We start from the raw sequence: 17,588 nt of genomic DNA on the forward strand, positions 1-17,588 counted from the left end.
TCATATCGCGAAAGCGCGGCCGCGCCCATATGTGCTGGCACATGTCCTGCTCGGCATGGGCGAGACGGGGCAAGGCGACGACGCCGAGGGAGGGCGCGGATGGAACCGGATTTCTGGCACGCACGGTGGCAGGGCAAGCAGATCGGCTTTCACGAGGGCAAGGCCAACACCTTTCTGGTGAAGCATTTTTCCCGCCTTCCCGTGGCGCCGGGCGCGCGCGTGTTCGTGCCCCTGTGCGGCAAGACGCGGGACATCGCCTGGCTGCTGGGCGAGGGATTTCGGGTAGCCGGCGCGGAACTGAGCCGCATCGCGGTGGAGGAATTGTTCGCGGAGCTGGGTGTCGCGCCTGAGGTGACGGCGGCAGGCGCGCTCACGCGCTTCAGCGCCCCCGGCCTCGACATCCTGCAGGGCGACATCTTCGCGCTCACCCCCGACACCCTCGGCCCGGTGGATGCGGTGTGGGACCGCGCCGCCCTCGTCGCTTTGCCGAAGGACATGCGCGCCCGCTACGCCCCGCACCTCGTGGCGCTGACGGACGCCGCCCCGCAATTGCTCGTGTGCTTCGAATACGACCAGTCCCAGTTGGCGGGGCCGCCCTTCAGCGTCCCGCCGGAAGAGACCCGCGCGCTCTATGGCGCCGACTATATGGTCGCGGAGATCGAGGCGGCGCCGGTGGCCGGCGGCCTCAAGGGCCAGTGCCCGGCGGTGGAGCACGTCTGGCTGCTGGAGCGGGTTTGAGGGGCGCGCGGGATTGTCCGAGCCACTCGACATTGGCGAGGCGCTTAGCACCCCCAAAGCCGTCATGGCCGGGCTTGACCCGGCCATCCACGCGGTCGGGCCGGGAACAGGCGCCGCAGCGCTGCACAAGCGGCACGACGTGGATGCCCGGGTCAAGCCCGGGCATGACGGTTATGGTCAGGCGCCCACGTCTGGAAATGAACCGGCCCGCTCTCCCCTCCTGCTAGCGAGGAGCTGGGGCGACGGAGCGCTCGTCAGAAGGTACCAGCAGCCCTAAAGCCGCGTCCAAACCGTCTTCAGATCGCAATATTTATCCAGCGCATGCAATGACTTGTCGCGTCCGAAGCCGGATTGCTTCACACCGCCGAACGGGGTGGTGATGTCGTCGGCGTCGAAGCAGTTCACATAGACGATGCCGGCCTTGAAGCGCCGGGCCACACGGTGCGCGGCGGAAAGGTCGCCGCTCCACACCGCCGCGCCGAGGCCGTAGACCGTGCCGTTGGCGATGGAAACCGCCTCCTCCAGCCCGTCGAAGCCGATCACCGAGAGCACGGGGCCGAAGATCTCCTTCTGCGCCAGCGCGGATGCGGGTGCCACGCCGTCGAACACGGTGGGCGCCACGAAGGCGCCGCCGGTTTCCTGCCGCACCGCCGTGCCGCCGGTGACGAGCCGCGCGCCGGAGGCGACGCCCTCCTCGATGGCGGCCAAGATGCGCCCCTGATGTTCGAAACTCACCACCGCGCCGGCGCGGGCCGCGGGGTCCTGCGGATCGCCCGGCATCCAGCGCGGGGCCAGCGCCGCCACGCGGGCGACGAGGTCCTCGCGGATGCGGTTGTCCACCAGCAGCCGCGAGGCCGCCGTGCACATCTCGCCCTGGTTGAAGAAGATGCCGGAGGCCACCGCCTGCGCCACCTCGTCGAGGTCGGGCACGTCGTGGGCCACCACGAAGGCGGTCTTGCCGCCCAGTTCCAGAAACACGCGCTTGAGGTTGCTGTCGGAGGAATAGCGCAGGAAATAGCGCCCCACCTCGGTGGAGCCGGTGAAGGCGATGGCGTCCACATCCATGTGCAGGCCCAGCGCCTTGCCGGCCTCCACGCCAAGGCCCGGCACCACGTTGAACACCCCCGCCGGCACCCCCGCCTCCAGCGCCAGCTCGCCGAGGCGGAGCGCCGTGAGGGGGCTTTCCTCCGCTGGCTTCAGCACCACGCTATTGCCCATGGCCAACGCCGGCGCCACCTTCCAGGCGGCCATGATCATGGGGAAATTCCACGGCGTCACGCAGCCCACCACGCCCAGCGGCTCGCGCAGCACCAAGGCGAGATTGTCGGCGGTGGTGGGCGCCACCTCGCCATAGACCTTGTCGCAGCATTCCCCGTAATAGGCGAAGCAATCGGCCGCCGCGCGCACGTCGATGGAGCGCGCATCGGCGATGGGCTTGCCCATGTTGAGGGTTTCGGTGAGGGCCAGCTCGTCGCGGTGGGCGCGGATCAGCTCGGCGAAGCGCTGGAGGATGCGCTTGCGCTCCACCGGCCGCAGCCCGGCCCAGCGGCGATCCTCGAAGGCGGCGCGGGCGGCCTTCACCGCGCGGTCCACATCGACGGCGTCGCACGCCGCCACCTGCGCGAGCACCTTGCCGGTGGCCGGGTTTATGGCATCGAAGGTGCGGCCCGACGCGGCTGGCGCGAACACGCCGTCGATCAGCGCCTGCGTGCGGAAGGAAGGGTAATGGTCCGCCGTCCGTTCCGCCGCCGCCATGATGCGCTCCTCACCGTCTTGGGCGAGCAACCTCGCGCGGCGCTCGGGGCGCCGTCAAGATGGGGGACGAAGTCCCCTCACCCCTCGTCCTCACCCCTCGTCCTCATCCCTCGTCCTCACCCTTCGTCCTGGGCCTCGCCGTCCTCTTCCTCTTCCGGGCGGCCGGGGATGGCGTAGGAGCCGGAGAGCCAGCGGTGGAGGTCCACGTCGGCGCAGCGCTTGGAGCAGAAGGGGTGGAAGCGCTCCGCCGAGGGCTTCGAGCAGATGGGGCACGGCTTGGACGCATATTTGGAGGCGGAAGGGCCGCCGGCGGCCGCGTCAGGTGCGCGCGTGTCCGGGGCGACCACGTCGGCGATTGCGGCTTTGGGCGGGGCGGCCTTGGAGGCGCTCGCCTTCGAGGTCGTCTTTGGGGCAGGAGTCTTTGAGGCGGTTGTCTTTGAGGCGGAGGTCTTTGAGGCGGAGGTCTTTGGCGCCGGGGCCTTTTTGGGAGCGGCCGTTTTCGGGGCGGTCGCCTTGGCGTCGCCGCCGGTCCCCGCAGCGCTCTTCACCGGCCCGCTCTTCACCGGCCCGCTCTTGGCCGCCCTACTTTTGGCCTTGTCAGCCCCGGCCTTGGCCTTCCCGTCGCCGTCCTTGTCCGCGCTCATGCGGCCCGCTCCACCCAGCCGGCGCGCACGTCGTAGCCCTGGCCGGACAACAGGCCGATGGATTCCGACAAAGGCAGGCCCACCACATTGCTGTAGGAGCCCACCAGCTTCACCACGAACGAGCCGGCGATGCCCTGGATGGCATAGCCGCCGGCCTTGCCCCGCCATTCGCCGCAGGCGAGGTAATCGGTGATCTCGTCCCGCGACAGGCGCTTGAAGCGCACCCGGCTTTCCACCAGCCGGGTGTGGGCGCGGCCCTTCAAATCCACCAGGCACACCCCGGTATAGACCCGGTGGGTGCGACCCGAGAGCAGGCGCAGGCAGGCCTCCGCCTCGTCCTCAAGGTCGGGCTTGGGCAGGATGCGCCGGCCCACTGCCACCACCGTGTCGGCGGAAAGCACCAGCGCGTTCATCTCGGCATCCTTGGCGCGCTGGGCCACCAGCTTGCCCTTGGCTTCCGACAGGCGCTGGGCGAGCCGGCGCGGCAGCTCGCCGCGCTCGGGCGTCTCGTCCACGTCGGCGGGCATGAGCAGGTCCGGCTCGATGCCCGCCTGATTGAGCAGCGCCAGCCGGCGGGGCGAGCCTGAAGCAAGCACGAGCTTCACCTGATCGGTCACGGAACACACCTTTCGAGCCAGCCAGAGCCGGATCCGCCAGGGCTTCCACAGCCCCGGCGGCAAATCCGCCTCGAAACGCAAAGAGGGAGCGCGGGCGGCGCCTCACGCTCATCTACCGGAAAGGCGCAGCCGTGTGAACGGGCGAGGCGGCACGCGGCAGCCCCCGGCGTGGCCGATCCGGAAAAGATCAACTCGGTGTGACTACCCCGCCCGCCTGTAACCCGGCCCGGGCCCCCGGCGAAATCCCGGTGTCGGCCCCCGCTGGGCCGCCCCCGGTGCCTTTTGCGCGCCGGGCCTGCCGTGCCGGCGCAGGTGCGCCGCACGAAAATCTTCGGGACGTGGAGCTGAAGACACATGTTCACCCGTCGTGCCACCCTCGCCTTCTCGCTTGCCGCCGCCCTCGTCGCCGGCGCCTCGGCCATGGCCTTCGCCGAGCCGGAGCACACCACCTACACCCCCGCCGCCTTCCAGGCCGCCCAGCACGCGGGCAAGCCCATCCTGGTGGAGATCCATGCCTCCTGGTGCCCGGTCTGCGCGGCGCAGGCCCCCATCCTGTCGGAACTGCTGAGCCAGCCCCAGTTCAAGGAGATGGTGGTGTTCCGGGTGGACTTCGACAGCCAGAAGGACGCGGTGAAGAGCTTCAAGGCGCGCGACCAGAGCACTTTGATCGCCTTCAAGGGCACAACCGAGGCCGGTCGCTCCGTGGGCGATACCCACAAGGGCTCCATCGAGGCCCTGCTCTCCCACGCCATCTGAGGCGATCATGGCCCTGGAAAGCCTCGCCTTCGGCAGCTTCGCCCTCGCCTTCATGGCGGGGGTCCTCTCCGTGCTCTCGCCCTGCGTGGTGCCGCTTCTGCCCATCGTGCTCGGGGCGGCGGCGGCCGAGCATCGCCTCGCGCCGGTGGCGCTGGCGGCGGGGGTGGCCATCTCCTTCGTCACCATCGGGCTGTTCGTGGCCACCATCGGCTATGCCATCGGCCTTGAGGGTGATGTGTTCCGCATCCTCGCGGCGCTGTTGATGGTGGGCATCGGCACCGTGCTCGCGGTGCCGCAGCTCCAGACCCGCCTCGCCGCCGCCGGCGGGCCGGTGAGCGACCTTGCCGCGCGCCGGTTCGACGGCTTCTCCCGCGCCGGCATCGGCGGGCAGTTCGCCGTGGGCCTGCTGCTCGGGGCGGTGTGGAGCCCCTGCGTCGGGCCCACCCTGGGGGCGGCGTCCGTGCTGGCGGCACAGGGGCAGAGCCTGCCGCAGGTGGCGGGGGTGATGGCCCTGTTCGGCCTCGGCGCCGGCCTGCCCCTGGCGCTGCTGGGCACCTTGTTCCGCCCGGCACTGGCGCGCTGGCGCGGCCGCCTGCTGGGTGCCGGCAAGGGGGCGAAGGCGGTGCTGGGGCTCGTTCTCGTGCTGGTGGGCATGGGGATCCTCACCGGGACCGACAAGCGGCTGGAATCGGCGCTGGTGGCGGCCTCCCCGGCCTGGCTCACCACCCTCACCACGCGGTTTTAGCCGCTCAGGCGCCGCGCGGGCTTGACCCATGGGCAAAGCGCATGGGCCAAGGGCATCACATTGTTTTTCCGAGCTGCGGTGCGTGCGTCGTCCAGTGACGCACCGTGGAACCGGCTCCGGGACGCCATCGCCCTTCGTGCGCCCCGGAGCCGGCCCATTCTTCCGGGGTACGCATCTTGCTTCGCCGGGCGCGAACGGGGCGTGCGGCATGAAAACCTTCCTCGACTGGTCGGCTTACGACACATATGGCATCGGCGACGCCTATTCCGGCATTCCCGCCACCGGCGGGAACTACGCGAAAGCGGTGGCGGTGTGCATGCACAGCCGCGATTGTCGCAATACCGGCAAGGGCGTCATGTGCCCGAGCTATCGCATCACCGGCGACAAGGACCATTCCACCGAAGCCCGCGTCGCCGCCTTCAAGGCCGCGCTGAACGACGGCACCGACGCCAACGCCTTCGCCGATCCCCGGCTCGACGCGGCCATGGACCTGTGCGTGTCCTGCAAGGCCTGCAAGAAGGAATGCCCCAGCGCCGTGGACATGACGCTGATCAAGACCGAGTACCTCGCCCAGCGCCATGAGATCAAAGGCGTGCCCCGGCGCACCCGGCTGTTCGGCGGGGTGCCGGAATGGACCGGCCGCCACCGCCGCCTGCTGCGCCTCGCCATCATGCTGCGCAACCGCTCGCGCCTTTTGACCCAGGCCGCCGAGCGGCTGCTGGGCATCAGCGCCCGCCGCGCCATCCCCGAGCCGGCGGCCCGGCCCTATGCGCCGCCCGCCGCCGCGCCCACGCACGCCCCGGCCCCGCGCGGCGAGGTGATCCTGTTCGTGGACACCTTCTGCCACCATTTCGAGCCGGAGGTGGCTGAGGCCGCCCATGCGGTGCTGACCCACGCCGGCTATAGCGTGCGCATTGCGAGGCCCGATCCCGCCGACGCCGAGCCAAACCGGCCCCTGTGCTGCGGCCGCACGTACCTGACCACCGGCATGGTGGAGAAGGCGCGTGGCGAGGGACAGCGCGTGCTCGCGGCCTTCCGCGGCGAGATCGCGGCGCAGACCCCCATCATCGGGCTGGAGCCATCGTGCCTGCTCTCCCTGCGCGACGAGCTTTACAGCCTCGGCCTCGGGCCGGAGGTGGGGGCGCTGGGCAAGCAATTGTTCCTGCTGGAGGAGTTCCTCGCCCGCGAGCACCAGAACAAGGGCCTGCGCATGCGGCTGAAGCCCCTGCCCGGCCCCAGGGCGGTGCTGCACGGCCACTGCCACCAGAAGGCGTTCGGGGTGATGAAGGCGACGCGCAAGGTGCTCGGCTTCATCCCCGGCTTCTCCTACGACGTGGTGGAAACCAGTTGCTGCGGCATGGCCGGCAGCTTCGGGCTGGAGGCGGAGCACTACGACGCTTCCATGCAGATGGCGGAACTCGCCCTGCTGCCCGCCATGCGCGCGGCGCCGCAGGACGCCCCGCTCATCGCCAACGGCTTTTCCTGCCGCCACCAGATCGAGCACGGCTCCGGCCGCAAGGCCCGCCACATCGCCCTGCTCTTGCGCGACGCGCTGGATCTAACGCCCGCCTGAGTCGTTCGTCGGTTCCGTCTCCTGCCTTATGGCGTCGGCGAGGAAGTCCACGAAGGCGCGGATGCGGGCGGCAAGGTGGGCGTGGCCCACATAGACCGCGTGGATCGGCTCGATGTCGCCGGCGTTGAACGCCTCCAGCACACTCACCAGCGTACCGGCGGCCATGTCGCCCCGCACGTGGTAGCGGCCGAGGCGCGCCAGCCCCGCCCCATCCAGCGCCAGCCGGCGCAGCACCACGCCGCTATTGCCCAGCGCCGTGCCTGACACCGCCTGGGTGAAGGGCTTTCCGCTCTCGGGATCGCGGAACGGCCAGTCCTCCGGCGAGCGGCGGAAGTTGAAGCACAGGCACAGGTGCCGGGCGAGGTCGTCTGGATGCTGCGGCACGCCGTGGCGCTCCAGATAGGCGGGCGAAGCCACGATGACCCGGCCGATCTCGAACAGCTTCTTCGCCTTCAGGGTGGAATCGCGCAGCCGCCCGGTGCGGATGGCGATGTCGGTGCGTTCGTCCACCAGGTCGATGACGGCGTCGCTCAAGGAGATGTCCAGCTCCACCTGCGGGTAAAGTTCGAGAAAGCGCGGCACGCGCGGCAGCACGCACATCTCGCCGAACGCCACCGAGGCACTGATGCGCAGCCGCCCGCGCGGCACCGCGCCGGCGCCGGTGGCGATCAGGCGTTCCGTGTCGTCGATCTCGGCGAGGATGCGCCGCGCCCGATCGAGATAAAGCGCGCCCTCGGCGGTGAGCTGCAATTGCCGGGTGGAGCGCACGAAGAGCGGCGTGCCCAGCCGGTCCTCCAGCCGCGTCACCAGCTTGCTCACCGCCGAGGGGGAGAGGCCGAGCTTGCGGCCGGCGGCCGAGAAACCCTGCGTTTCCGCCGCCGCCACAAACACCACCATCTCGCCCGCGCGATTGTCCAAGGGCCTCTCCGGTCTCAACCTGTGAACCAAATTCAAAGCCGCTTTTACATAATAGGCGGTTCAGTAAAAGCGCAAGGGCGCTCATGTTGCACTGCAAGCGGTGCCGGCTCCGGCGCCGTCCCGGTTTGAAATGAAACACCGTCGCCCCCTCTCCCGCTTGCGGGGGAGGGTTGGGGAGGGGGGCAGTCATCCGAACAAGTCCCCAGCGGCGGACTAAACGGAGAAGCCCCAGCCCCCTCCCTGCCCTCCCCCGCCCGAACTCGGCTGCTGCCGAGTTCGGTTCGCAAGAGCCGAGGCCGGAAACATCCGGCCTCGGGCGGGAGAGGGTTCTGCGGCGCCCGGTCGGACCAACTGTCTTTCAAACCCGGACGGCACCGGGCCCCGGCGCCCGTTTTCATGCCGCCGCCAGCATCTAAGGACATCGCCATGCCCCTTGCGCTCTATGCCCTCACCATCGCCGCCTATGCCATCGGCACCACGGAATTCGTCATCGTCGGGCTGTTGCCCACGGTGGCCAGCGACCTCGGCATCACCCTGCCCATCGCCGGGCTGATCGTCAGCGTCTATGCGCTGGGCGTCACCTTCGGCGCGCCGGTACTGACCGCGCTCACCGGCGGCATGGCGCGCAAGCCGCTGCTGCTCGGCCTCATGGCCCTGTTCATCGCCGGCAATACCGCCGCCGCCCTCAGCCCCACCTATGAATGGCTGCTGGTGGCGCGGGTGCTCTCCGCCTTCGCCCATGGGGTGTTCTTCTCGGTGGGCGCCACCATCGCCGCCGACCTGGTGCCGGAGAACCGCCGCGCCTCGGCCATCGCGCTCATGTTCATGGGGCTCACGGTGGCCATCGTCACCGGCGTGCCGCTCGGCACCTTCATCGGCCAGAGCTTCGGCTGGCGGGCCACCTTCTGGGGCGTGGCGCTGCTGGGCATGATCGCCTTCGTCGCCATCGCCCTGCTGCTGCCGTCCAACATCCGCAAGGCGCCCGCCGCCTCCCTGCTCGATCAGGTGCGGGTGCTGGGCTCCGGCCGGCTGCTGCTGGTGTTCGGCATGACCGCGCTGGGCTATGGCGGCACCTTCGTGGCGTTCACCTATCTCGCCGCCATCCTGGAGACCGTCACCGGCTTTGCCGCCGGACAGGTCAGCCTCATCCTCATCCTCTACGGCCTTGCCATCGCGGTGGGGAACCTCTCCGGCGGGCGCATCGCCGACCGCGATCCGGTGAGGGCGCTGACCATCCTGTTCACGCTTCAGGCGCTGGTGCTGGTGGCCTTCTTCTTCACGGCGCCATCTCCGGTGCTTACGCTGGTGACGCTGGCGGCGCTCGGCTTCCTGTCGTTCGCCAATGTGCCGGGGCTGCAGATCTATGTGGTGGAGCTGGCGAAGCGCTATCGTCCGGGGGCGGTGGATACGGCGTCCGCCCTCAACATCGCCGCGTTCAACCTCGGTATTGCGCTCGGGGCCTGGATCGGCGGGCTGGTGGTGGCCTCGCCGCTGGGCCTGGGCGCCACGCCGGTGGTGGGCGCGCTCATGGTGGCCGGCGCGCTGGGGCTGACCCTGTGGAGCGCAGCCCTCGACAACCGCGCCCGCGCCGTCGCCTGCCCCGTCTGAACAAAGGAAAGACCATGCACAAAGTCACTGCCAACGGGGCTGAGATCCCCGCCCTCGGCTTCGGCACCTTCCGCGTCTCGGCGGCCGACACCCTGCGCATGGTGCCCGCCGCCCTGAAGCTCGGCTTCCGCCACATCGACACCGCGCAGATCTACGGCAACGAGGCCGAGGTGGGCGAGGGGATCGCCGCTTCCGGCGTGAAGCGGGGCGACATCTTCCTCACCACCAAGGTGTGGGTGACGAACTATGCCCACGACGCCTTTCTCGCCTCCGTGGATGAGAGCCTCAAGAAGCTGAAGACGGACTATGTGGACCTGCTGCTGCTGCACTGGCCCAACCCGGCGGTGCCGCTGGCCGAGCAGATCGGTGCGCTCAATGCGGTGCGGGCCGCCGGCAAGGTGCGCCACATGGGCGTGTCCAACTTCAACACCGCGCTGATGGCGGAGGCGATCTCCCTGTCTGATGGGCCGCTGGTCACCAACCAGATCGAGTTCCACCCCTTCATCGACCAGTCGAAGGTGATCGCCGCCGCCCGCGCCGCCGGGCTCTCCATCACCGCCTATTACGCCATGGCCGACGGCAAGGTGTTCGCCGAGCCGGTGCTCAACAACATCGCCACCGCGCACAAGCGCTCGGTGGCGCAGGTGGTGTTGCGCTGGGTGGTGCAGCAGGAGGGCTTCGTCGCCCTCTCCAAGACCGTGAGCGAGGCCCGCGCCGCCGAGAACGCCGCCATCTTCGACTTCGCGCTCTCGGATGCCGAAATGGCCGCCATCTCCGCCCTCGCCCGCCCGGACGGGCGCATCGTCAGCCCCGAGGGGCTCGCCCCGGCGTGGGACTGAGCGGGCACCAAGCCCGCGGCGCCTGAGCAAGGGGGGCGGAGGCTTTGGCCTCCCCTTCCCTACGCGGGTAGGTCCGGAGGGCGGCGGGATGCGCAATGGCGCTTTATCGGCGCTCGCCTGCCGGCTATCAAGGATGCGGACACGGAACGTCCGGCCGGAATCCGCGAGCCGCCCATGAACGCCATCACCTCGCTCAAGTCCTTCCTCCTCGATCGCGTGGAGCTTCTGGGCGCACCCTTCTATGCCCACGCGGACCGGCTCGCCGTGCCCCACGACGACCCGCACGACGCGTTGGCCGCCGAGGCGCCGGAGGATCACGACCCGGCGGACGGGCAGGCCTTCGCCATCGATTATGTGGACCATGCGGGCAATGCCAGCCATCGCCGCATCTCGGTGTGGGCGGTGCAGCGCAATGTGGAGGGCGTGCCCATCCTCATCGCCAAGTGCCACGAGCGGCAGGCCGCCCGCGCCTTCCGGGTGGATCGCATCACCGCCGTCACCGACCTCGACGGGGTGAAGCGCGAGCCGCTGGTGCGCTTCTTCTACGAGACCTTCGGCTTCCTCTGGCCCAAGGACGCCATCCTGGCGCCGGCCGAGGAAGACGCCGACGTGCGCTGGGACCGCATCCGCGCCATCATCCGCAAGGCCGGGGTGACGCTGCTGGCGGCGCTGGCCCGCGCCGATCGGGAGGTGGGGGCCGCCGAGGTGGAGGAGATCGTGTTCTTCTGCGAGCGCGCCTGCGCAGCGGAGGACCTCGACCTCACCGGCGCCGAGCGCGAGCGCCTCGCCGCCTATGTGGCCCGCCTGCGGCCCACGGCGGAGGCGGTAGAATTCGCCCTCGACACCTTATTTCAGAGCGGCACCGAGGCCATCACCACCCTACTGCGCGCGGGCATGCGCGTCATCAGCGCCGACGGGGTGCTGAAGGAGCAGGAAGCCGAGCTGCTCGACGCCTTCTGCTTCGCCCTCACCGGCCGCCACGTGCGCTGAGGGCGGCTGGAGGCAGAGGGTTCTCCGGCGGCGCCCCCCATCTCACCATCGTCGTCCTCCGGCTTGACCGGAGGGCCCATCGCGCCGCTTTGCACCCCCCCGCCGCTTTGTCCCGGCCGGGCCATGGGCCGTCCGGTCAAGCCGGACGGCGACGGTGCTCTCTGCTCTCCGCCCGCACGCGGGAACAGGGGACCGGCGGCGCGAGGTGGGAACAGCCCTCTTTCCCGGATGCGATGCGTCGTCAGCCACCCAAGAAGCTGAAGCTCAGGGTGGCACCAAACGGCCGCGCTGGCGTTGTCTCCCAAAGACCTGTTCCGGAGACAGCGGATGCGAAGCGGATCGAGCGCCCCACTTGTCCTCACAGCCGCGCTGGCGCTTGCGCTCGGCGCGAGCCTTGCCATCGACCTTGCCCTGACCACCCCCGCCGCCGCCCAGCAGGCGGCTGATCCGGTTCCGCCGCGCCCGGCAGGACCGGGGCAGGCAGCGCCGCTTCCGGCGCCCGTTCCGGTTCCCGTCCAGCCCGCGCCTTCAGCGGCGGCCAGCGAGCAGGCGGTGAAGCAGGCGGAGGCCGAGGCGCCGGAGGACGCGGAGCGGGCATTGGCCTGCAAGGCCCACGCACTGGAGCGGCTGCAGGCGCGCTCGCCCTCGATCTCCGACATCTCCCTCGACATGGACGGGCTCACCATCGCCAAGGCCGACCTGTCGGTGGGCAGCACGCGCGTGACCGGGGTGCTGATGGGCGAGGCCTATATCCAGCGCGACCGTTCCGACAAGGCCCACCGCTTCCTCTGCCTCGTGGGCGAGGACGACAAGGTGCTGATGACCTTCCTCACCGAGCGGTAAAAAACGCCCCGCCCGCATCGCTGCGGGCGGGACGGCCCCCTCAGACCCCCGCCTGGGAGACGAACTTCGGGTTCAGGTACGCCTCGATGGCCTCCGAGCCGCCTTCCGAGCCGTAGCCGGAATCGCGCACGCCGCCGAAGGGCACTTCCGGCAAAGCAAGGCCCAGGTGGTTGATGGTCATCATGCCCGCCTGCACCTGATGCGCCACCGCCTGCGCGGTCTTGGCCGAGCTGGTGTAGGCGTAGGAGGCAAGGCCGTAGGGTAGCCGGTTGGCCTCGGTGATGGCCTCGTCGAAATCCGCGAACGGCAGCAGCATGGCGAGGGGGCCGAACGGCTCCTCGTTCATCATGCGCATCTCGCGGGTGACACCGGTGACCACCGTGGGCTCGAAGAAATAGCCCTTGTTGCCGATGCGCGAGCCGCCGGTCTTCACGTCCGCGCCCTTCTGCCGGGCGTCGGCGATGAGCGCCTCCATGGCCGGGATGCGGCGGTCGTTGGCGAGCGGCCCCATGGTGGTGCCCTCGTCCAGCCCGTTGCCCACCTTCACCGCCTTGGCGACGGTGACGAAGGTGTCCACGAACTGCTCATAGACCTTCTCCTGCACCAGGAAGCGCGTGGGCGACACGCACACCTGGCCGGCATTGCGGAACTTGGCCGTGGCGATCTGCTTGGCCGCCGCCTGCACGTCCGCATCGTCGAACACGATGACCGGGGAGTGGCCGCCCAGTTCCATGGTCACGCGCTTCATGTGCGCGCCGGCCAGCGCCGCCAGCTTCTTGCCTACCGGGGTGGAGCCGGTGAAGGTGATCTTGCGGATGACCGGGTGCGGGATGAGATATTCGCTCACTTCCGCCGGGACGCCATAGACGAGGGCGATGACGCCCTTGGGCACGCCCGCGTCCACGAAGGCGCGGATCAGTTCGGCGGGGGAGGCCGGGGTCTCTTCCGGCGCCTTCACGATGATGGAGCAGCCCGCCGCCAGGGCGCCGCACAGCTTGCGCACCACCTGGTTGATGGGGAAGTTCCACGGCGTGAACGCCGCCACCGGACCCACCGGCTCCTTGATGACCAACTGGTACACGCCGGGCGCGCGGGCGGGGATAACGCGGCCGTAGGCGCGGCGCGCCTCTTCCGCGAACCAGTCGATGACGTCGGCGGCGGCCAGCGTCTCCATGCGCGCCTCGGGCAGGGGCTTGCCCTGCTCCAGGGTCATCAGGCGGGCGATGGAATTGGCGCGCTCGCGCAGGATGTCGGCCGCCTTGCGCATGAGCTTGGAGCGCTCGAAGGCGGAGGTGCGGCTCCAGATGGCAAAGCCGCGCTCGGTGGCGGCGAGCGCCTCGTCGAGGTCGGAGATGGTGCAATGGGCAACCGTGCCGATCTCTTCCTCGGTGGCGGGATTGATGACGGGAATGCGCTTGCCGCCATCGGCGTCGCGCCAGACGCCGTCGATGTGCAGCTGAACGTCGGGATAGGTGACGTCGGAACTCATGGGGAGCCTCCTCAAGACCTGTGCGAATTGCGGCACGGCGCGGCCGGGGCAGCCGACAGCGCGATTTGTATCGATTTAGTTCGAAGCTTCTAAGGCGATGCCCGGCTTGGCTCCAACGGTCCGCGCACGGATGCGCCGAATACCGGTCGGCAAGGCAAGGAAGGCATCTGGGGGAACATCCGGTTCAGCGGTTCAGGTGGGGCGCGAGACCCCGCCGGCGGAGCCGACGAGCGTACGCTCGAAAACCATCCTAGAGCGCGATCCCGTCCGACGGAAGCGCTTCAACAGCCCTGCCGGCCCTGAATCGCCCGGTCGTGATAGCCAATGCGGCCGCCCGCGCAGCAGGTTGAAATCGGCCCGGATACGCGCCGCATACCTCCGCCGTCCGCTGGAGCGCGAGCGGACGCGGGGCTCGGCGACGGCGGTTCCCCACTCTTTTTCCGCAGTGCGGGAAACTTTGCGGCCCGCTCGCGCGTTCTTTCCACAGAACCCAAATTTTTCGTTTCAACGCCTGGCCTTGGCGGGGGCTTCCCCATGGCCGCAGGAGATATCCATGCGTATCGCCCAGGTCGCGCCGCTGATTGAAAGTGTACCCCCCCGCCGCTATGGGGGCACCGAGCGCATCGTGTCCTATCTTACCGAGGAGTTGGTGCGCGCCGGCCATGAGGTGACCTTGTTCGCCAGCGGCGATTCGCTCACCGCCGCCACGCTGGAGGCCATGTGCGAGACCGGCTTGCGCCTCGCGCCCGGCCCGGTGGACCCGCTGCTTTATCACCTGCTCATGCTGGAGGAGGTGCGCAAGCGTGCGGACGATTTCGACGTCATCCACGTGCATATGGATCTCTTGCATTATCCGGTGCTGCGCGATTATCGGGCGCAATGCCTCACCACCCTGCACGGCCGGCTGGACCTGCCCGCCGTCCACCGGCTCTACGCCAATTTCGCCGACTACCCGCTGGTCTCCATCTCCGATCACCAGCGCACGCCCATGCCGCCGGTCAACTGGGCCGCGACCATCCATCACGGCCTGCCGAGGGACCTCCTGCCCTTCAGCTCCAAGGGCGGTGACTATCTCGCCTTCCTCGGCCGCATCTCGCCGGAGAAGCGGCCGGATCGCGCCATCGCGATCGCCGTGCGCGCCGGCATGCCACTGAAGATCGCCGCCAAGGTGGACCGCGCCGATCAGGCCTATTGGGAAGACATGATCCGCCCCATGGTGGAGGCCAATCCCAACGTGGAATTCATCGGCGAGATCGACGAGCGCCAGAAAGCGGACTTCCTCGGCAATGCGGCGGCCCTGCTCTTCCCCATCGACTGGCCCGAGCCCTTCGGCCTGGTGATGATCGAGGCCATGAGCTGCGGCACGCCTGTCATCGCCTTTTCGCGCGGCTCCGTTCCCGAGGTGCTGGACGAGGGCGTCACCGGCTATCTCGTCAACAGCGTGGAGGAGGCGGTCGACCGTGTGGGCGATATTTCCCGCCTCGACCGCAGCGCCATCCGTCGGACCTTCGAGCGCCGCTTCTCGGCGGAACGCATGGCCAGGGATTATGTCAGCGCATACCAGCGCCTGTCCGCGGCCGGCGAACCCGCCACGCTGGCAAGACTGACGCCCAAGCCCGCGTTGCGCCTCGTCGCGGGCCATGATGCCGTCCATGATGCCAGCCGCTGACGCACCGGTGCCGGCCGTCCCCGGCACCGGCGAGCCGGATTATGCCATTGCCGCTTCCGCCTCCCAGATCGAGACCACTCCGCGCACCCTGAAGCACGACGACACATTCGCTGTGTTCGACACCCATGGCGATGCGGTGCCGGGGCTGGCCAGCAACCACGGCCTGTTCCACCGCGATACCCGCCACCTCTCGCTCTACTTCCTGACCATCGACGGGGTGCGCCCGCTGCTGCTCAGTTCCACGGTGCGCGACGACAATGCCACCCTCACCTGCGACCTCACCAATCCCGACCTTCCAGGGCGGGACGGCGGGGAGGCGCTGCTGCACGACCTCATCCACATCCGCCGCTCGTGCTTCCTCTATCGTTCCGCCTGCCACGAATGCGTGTCCCTGCACAATTTCGACGTGGTGCCGCGGCACGTGGACATCTCCTTCTCCTTCGATGCCGATTTCGCCGACCTGTTCGAGGTGCGCGGGGCGAAGCGCGGCCGGCGCGGCGTCCGCCATGCCCCCCTGCTCGCTGGCGATGGCGTGCGCCTCTCCTATACCGGCCTCGACGGCAAGGTGCGGCGGACCAGCCTGCATTTCGAGCCGGTTCCCGCGCAGCTTTCGGGCTCCGAGGCGCGCTACCGGCTCGACCTTGCTCCCGGCGCCACGCGGGTGATCTTCATCGAGATCCGCTGCGACGGGGCCGAACCCCACACCGGCGCCAAGCTCAGCTTCCGCAAGGCGCTGGGCTCGTCCCGTGCGACCTTGCGGGCCCGGGTGGCGCGGGCGGCCGAGGTCACCTCCTCCAACCAGCATTTCAACGACGCCATGAAACGCGCGGTGAGCGATCTCGCCATTCTCATCACCGACACGCCCGAGGGCGCCTATCCCTACGCGGGCGTGCCGTGGTTCAGCACCGTGTTCGGCCGCGACGCGCTCATCACCGCCTTCGAGACCTTGTGGATGGACCCGGCCATCGCCCGCGGCGTGCTGCTCCACCTCGCAGCCAACCAGGCCGAGGTGCTGGACCCCGCCGCCGACGCTGAACCGGGCAAGATCCTCCACGAGGTCCGCTTCGGCGAGATGGCGGAACTCGGCGAGGTGCCGTTCCGCCGCTATTACGGCAGCGTGGATTCCACGCCTTTGTTCGTGATGCTCGCGGGCGCCTACGTGGAGCGCACCGGCGATCTCGACACCGCGCGCCTGTTGTGGCCGGCGGTGGCGGCGGCGCTCGGCTGGATCACCGATTACGGCGACCGCGACGGCGACGGCTTCGTGGAATATGGCCGCATGAGCGGCGACGGGCTGGTGAACCAGGGCTGGAAGGACAGCCATGATTCCATCTTCCATTCGGATGGCACGCTGGCCCGTGGACCCATCGCGCTGGTGGAAGTGCAGGCCTATGTCTACGGCGCTTGGCGCGCTGCAGCCTCCCTTTCCCGCCGCCTCGGCCGAGACCAGGACCCGGCGGATTTCGATCGCCGGGCCGATCACTTGCGCGAGGCCTTCGACAGGGCGTTTTTCGACGCCAGGCTGGGAACTTACGTTCTGGCGCTGGATGGGGCGAAGCGGCCGTGCCGGGTGAAGAGCTCCAATGCCGGTCATGCGTTGTTCGCCGGCATCGCCTTGCCCGAGCGCGCAACCACCGTGGCAGCCCAGCTCATGGACGGCGCGTCGTTTTCCGGCTGGGGGGTGCGCACCATCGCCACCGGCGAGGCGCGCTTCAACCCCATGAGCTATCATAATGGCTCGGTATGGCCCCACGACAATGCCGTGATCGCCATCGGCCTTGCCCGCTACGGCTTCCGCCGGGAGGCAGCCCGCATCTTCGAAGGCCTGTTGCGCGCCTCGATCTCGTTCGACCTGCGGCGCCTGCCGGAATTGTTCTGCGGCTTTTCCCGCCAGCGCAGCCAAGGCCCGGTGTCCTATCCCGTCGCCTGCGCACCGCAGGCCTGGGCGGCCGCCGCTCCCCTCGCCTTGCTCCAGTCAACCCTGGGGCTCGACTTCGATATCGACGCCCGGCGCGTGATGTTTGTGCGGCCGGAGCTTCCGGCATTCCTGGATGAACTCGAACTGCGCCGGCTGCGGCTCGGTGAGGGAGCGCTCGACGTGCGCATCCGCCAAACCGGGGGCTCCGCCGCGCTGTCGGTACTGGGCCGCTCCGGCGACATCGCATTGTGGGTTGAGGCATAGCGCCGCCACGCGGCGCTAACCCGAGGCCGGGCCGCGTTGGATCCCCTCAGCGTGCGTCGATGCGCAATGCCTGCAGCGTCGCTGCGGATGGCTCTGCGTTCATCGCCGACCTTGAGCATTTCGAGCGCGACCCCTGCAACGCTTCTCTGGCGTGGCGGCATGGGATCGACGGCGCGGTGATCACCAAGAGTGTTCGGACGCGGGAGATCGCCAACTGGATTG

Annotated in this window: 15 protein-coding genes; 10 read left to right on the top strand and 5 right to left on the bottom strand. The window is 69.3% G+C overall.

Annotation, left to right across the window (positions count from 1 at the left end):
- Nucleotides 1-99: 99 nt before the first annotated feature.
- Nucleotides 100-738 carry a thiopurine S-methyltransferase gene (tmpT, locus tag FBQ73_RS02405; protein WP_138397932.1) on the top strand — a complete coding sequence of 213 codons (639 nt, stop codon included), beginning with the start codon at nt 100-102 and terminating at the stop codon, nt 736-738.
- A gap of 273 nt (nt 739-1,011) precedes the next feature.
- On the opposite strand, the gene FBQ73_RS02415 is transcribed toward tmpT, so the two are convergent.
- The 3 genes from FBQ73_RS02415 to FBQ73_RS02425 form a co-directional block, all read right to left on the bottom strand.
- Nucleotides 1,012-2,493: an aldehyde dehydrogenase gene (locus FBQ73_RS02415; RefSeq protein ID WP_138397934.1), complete on the bottom strand. Its 1,482-nt coding sequence runs from the start codon at nt 2,491-2,493 to the stop codon at nt 1,012-1,014.
- 116 nt (nt 2,494-2,609) lie between these two features.
- Nucleotides 2,610-2,840, bottom strand: a complete 231-nt coding sequence (yacG, locus tag FBQ73_RS02420; protein ID WP_138397951.1) for a DNA gyrase inhibitor YacG — start codon at nt 2,838-2,840, stop codon at nt 2,610-2,612.
- Nucleotides 2,841-3,133: 293 nt separating this feature from the next.
- The gene (locus FBQ73_RS02425) at nt 3,134-3,754 is read right to left on the bottom strand and encodes a Maf-like protein (protein ID WP_138397935.1); all 621 of its coding nucleotides are present in this window, start codon (nt 3,752-3,754) and stop codon (nt 3,134-3,136) included.
- Between the two features lie 354 nt (nt 3,755-4,108).
- Between FBQ73_RS02425 and FBQ73_RS02430 the strand changes: the two genes are divergently transcribed.
- The 3 genes from FBQ73_RS02430 to FBQ73_RS02440 all read left to right on the top strand — a co-directional run bounded on the left by FBQ73_RS02430 (nt 4,109) and on the right by FBQ73_RS02440 (nt 6,828).
- Nucleotides 4,109-4,510 (top strand): thioredoxin family protein, encoded by a 402-nt coding sequence (locus FBQ73_RS02430; protein ID WP_138397936.1) that lies wholly within the window; start codon nt 4,109-4,111, stop codon nt 4,508-4,510.
- Between the two features lie 7 nt (nt 4,511-4,517).
- Nucleotides 4,518-5,255, top strand: coding sequence for a cytochrome c biogenesis CcdA family protein (locus tag FBQ73_RS02435; protein WP_210236646.1), 738 nt, complete (start codon nt 4,518-4,520; stop codon nt 5,253-5,255).
- 208 nt (nt 5,256-5,463) lie between these two features.
- Entirely contained in the window at nt 5,464-6,828 is a 1,365-nt protein-coding gene (locus tag FBQ73_RS02440; RefSeq protein ID WP_138397937.1) for a (Fe-S)-binding protein, read from the top strand.
- Here the strand turns inward: FBQ73_RS02440 and FBQ73_RS02445 are convergent.
- Complete coding sequence (locus tag FBQ73_RS02445) at nt 6,814-7,746, bottom strand: LysR family transcriptional regulator (RefSeq protein WP_138397938.1); 933 nt, start codon at nt 7,744-7,746, stop codon at nt 6,814-6,816. The genes FBQ73_RS02440 and FBQ73_RS02445 overlap by 15 nt on opposite strands.
- 426 nt (nt 7,747-8,172) lie before the next feature.
- Between FBQ73_RS02445 and FBQ73_RS02450 the strand changes: the two genes are divergently transcribed.
- From FBQ73_RS02450 to FBQ73_RS02465, 4 genes are all read left to right on the top strand, one after another.
- Complete coding sequence (locus tag FBQ73_RS02450) at nt 8,173-9,354, top strand: MFS transporter (RefSeq protein ID WP_138397939.1); 1,182 nt, start codon at nt 8,173-8,175, stop codon at nt 9,352-9,354.
- A gap of 14 nt (nt 9,355-9,368) precedes the next feature.
- Nucleotides 9,369-10,193, top strand: a complete 825-nt coding sequence (locus FBQ73_RS02455; protein WP_138397940.1) for an aldo/keto reductase — start codon at nt 9,369-9,371, stop codon at nt 10,191-10,193.
- Nucleotides 10,194-10,367: 174 nt separating this feature from the next.
- On the top strand, nt 10,368-11,183 hold the full coding sequence (locus FBQ73_RS02460) for a WYL domain-containing protein (protein WP_138397941.1): 816 nt from the start codon (nt 10,368-10,370) through the stop codon (nt 11,181-11,183).
- 327 nt (nt 11,184-11,510) lie between these two features.
- Nucleotides 11,511-12,026 carry a hypothetical protein gene (locus FBQ73_RS02465; RefSeq protein WP_138397942.1) on the top strand — a complete coding sequence of 172 codons (516 nt, stop codon included), beginning with the start codon at nt 11,511-11,513 and terminating at the stop codon, nt 12,024-12,026.
- Between the two features lie 40 nt (nt 12,027-12,066).
- Here FBQ73_RS02465 and FBQ73_RS02470 read toward each other — a convergent pair whose 3' ends face one another.
- The gene (locus FBQ73_RS02470; RefSeq protein WP_138397943.1) at nt 12,067-13,515 is read right to left on the bottom strand and encodes an NAD-dependent succinate-semialdehyde dehydrogenase; all 1,449 of its coding nucleotides are present in this window, start codon (nt 13,513-13,515) and stop codon (nt 12,067-12,069) included.
- Between the two features lie 553 nt (nt 13,516-14,068).
- Between FBQ73_RS02470 and FBQ73_RS02475 the strand changes: the two genes are divergently transcribed.
- Nucleotides 14,069-15,184, top strand: a complete 1,116-nt coding sequence (locus FBQ73_RS02475) for a glycosyltransferase family 4 protein (RefSeq protein ID WP_138397944.1) — start codon at nt 14,069-14,071, stop codon at nt 15,182-15,184.
- Nucleotides 15,168-17,366 (top strand): amylo-alpha-1,6-glucosidase, encoded by a 2,199-nt coding sequence (locus FBQ73_RS02480; RefSeq protein WP_392567213.1) that lies wholly within the window; start codon nt 15,168-15,170, stop codon nt 17,364-17,366. Before FBQ73_RS02475 ends, FBQ73_RS02480 begins: the two co-directional genes overlap by 17 nt.
- The last annotated feature ends 222 nt before the right edge of the window (nt 17,367-17,588 follow it).

The organism is Xanthobacter autotrophicus, from assembly GCF_005871085.1.
GTDB classification, from domain to species: domain Bacteria; phylum Pseudomonadota; class Alphaproteobacteria; order Rhizobiales; family Xanthobacteraceae; genus Xanthobacter; species Xanthobacter autotrophicus.

Bases quoted from the DNA above. Each gene is read 5' to 3' on its own strand.
- FBQ73_RS02465 (WP_138397942.1), top strand. From the start codon at position 11,511: ATGCGAAGCGGATCGAGCGCCCCACTTGTCCTCACAGCCGCGCTGGCG.
- FBQ73_RS02480 (WP_392567213.1), top strand. From the start codon at position 15,168: ATGATGCCAGCCGCTGACGCACCGGTGCCGGCCGTCCCCGGCACCGGC.
- FBQ73_RS02440 (WP_138397937.1), top strand. From the start codon at position 5,464: ATGAAAACCTTCCTCGACTGGTCGGCTTACGACACATATGGCATCGGC.
- tmpT (WP_138397932.1), top strand. From the start codon at position 100: ATGGAACCGGATTTCTGGCACGCACGGTGGCAGGGCAAGCAGATCGGC.
- FBQ73_RS02460 (WP_138397941.1), top strand. From the start codon at position 10,368: ATGAACGCCATCACCTCGCTCAAGTCCTTCCTCCTCGATCGCGTGGAG.
- FBQ73_RS02470 (WP_138397943.1), bottom strand. From the start codon at position 13,515: ATGAGTTCCGACGTCACCTATCCCGACGTTCAGCTGCACATCGACGGC.
- FBQ73_RS02455 (WP_138397940.1), top strand. From the start codon at position 9,369: ATGCACAAAGTCACTGCCAACGGGGCTGAGATCCCCGCCCTCGGCTTC.
- FBQ73_RS02430 (WP_138397936.1), top strand. From the start codon at position 4,109: ATGTTCACCCGTCGTGCCACCCTCGCCTTCTCGCTTGCCGCCGCCCTC.
- FBQ73_RS02435 (WP_210236646.1), top strand. From the start codon at position 4,518: ATGGCCCTGGAAAGCCTCGCCTTCGGCAGCTTCGCCCTCGCCTTCATG.
- FBQ73_RS02475 (WP_138397944.1), top strand. From the start codon at position 14,069: ATGCGTATCGCCCAGGTCGCGCCGCTGATTGAAAGTGTACCCCCCCGC.
- FBQ73_RS02450 (WP_138397939.1), top strand. From the start codon at position 8,173: ATGCCCCTTGCGCTCTATGCCCTCACCATCGCCGCCTATGCCATCGGC.
- FBQ73_RS02415 (WP_138397934.1), bottom strand. From the start codon at position 2,493: ATGGCGGCGGCGGAACGGACGGCGGACCATTACCCTTCCTTCCGCACG.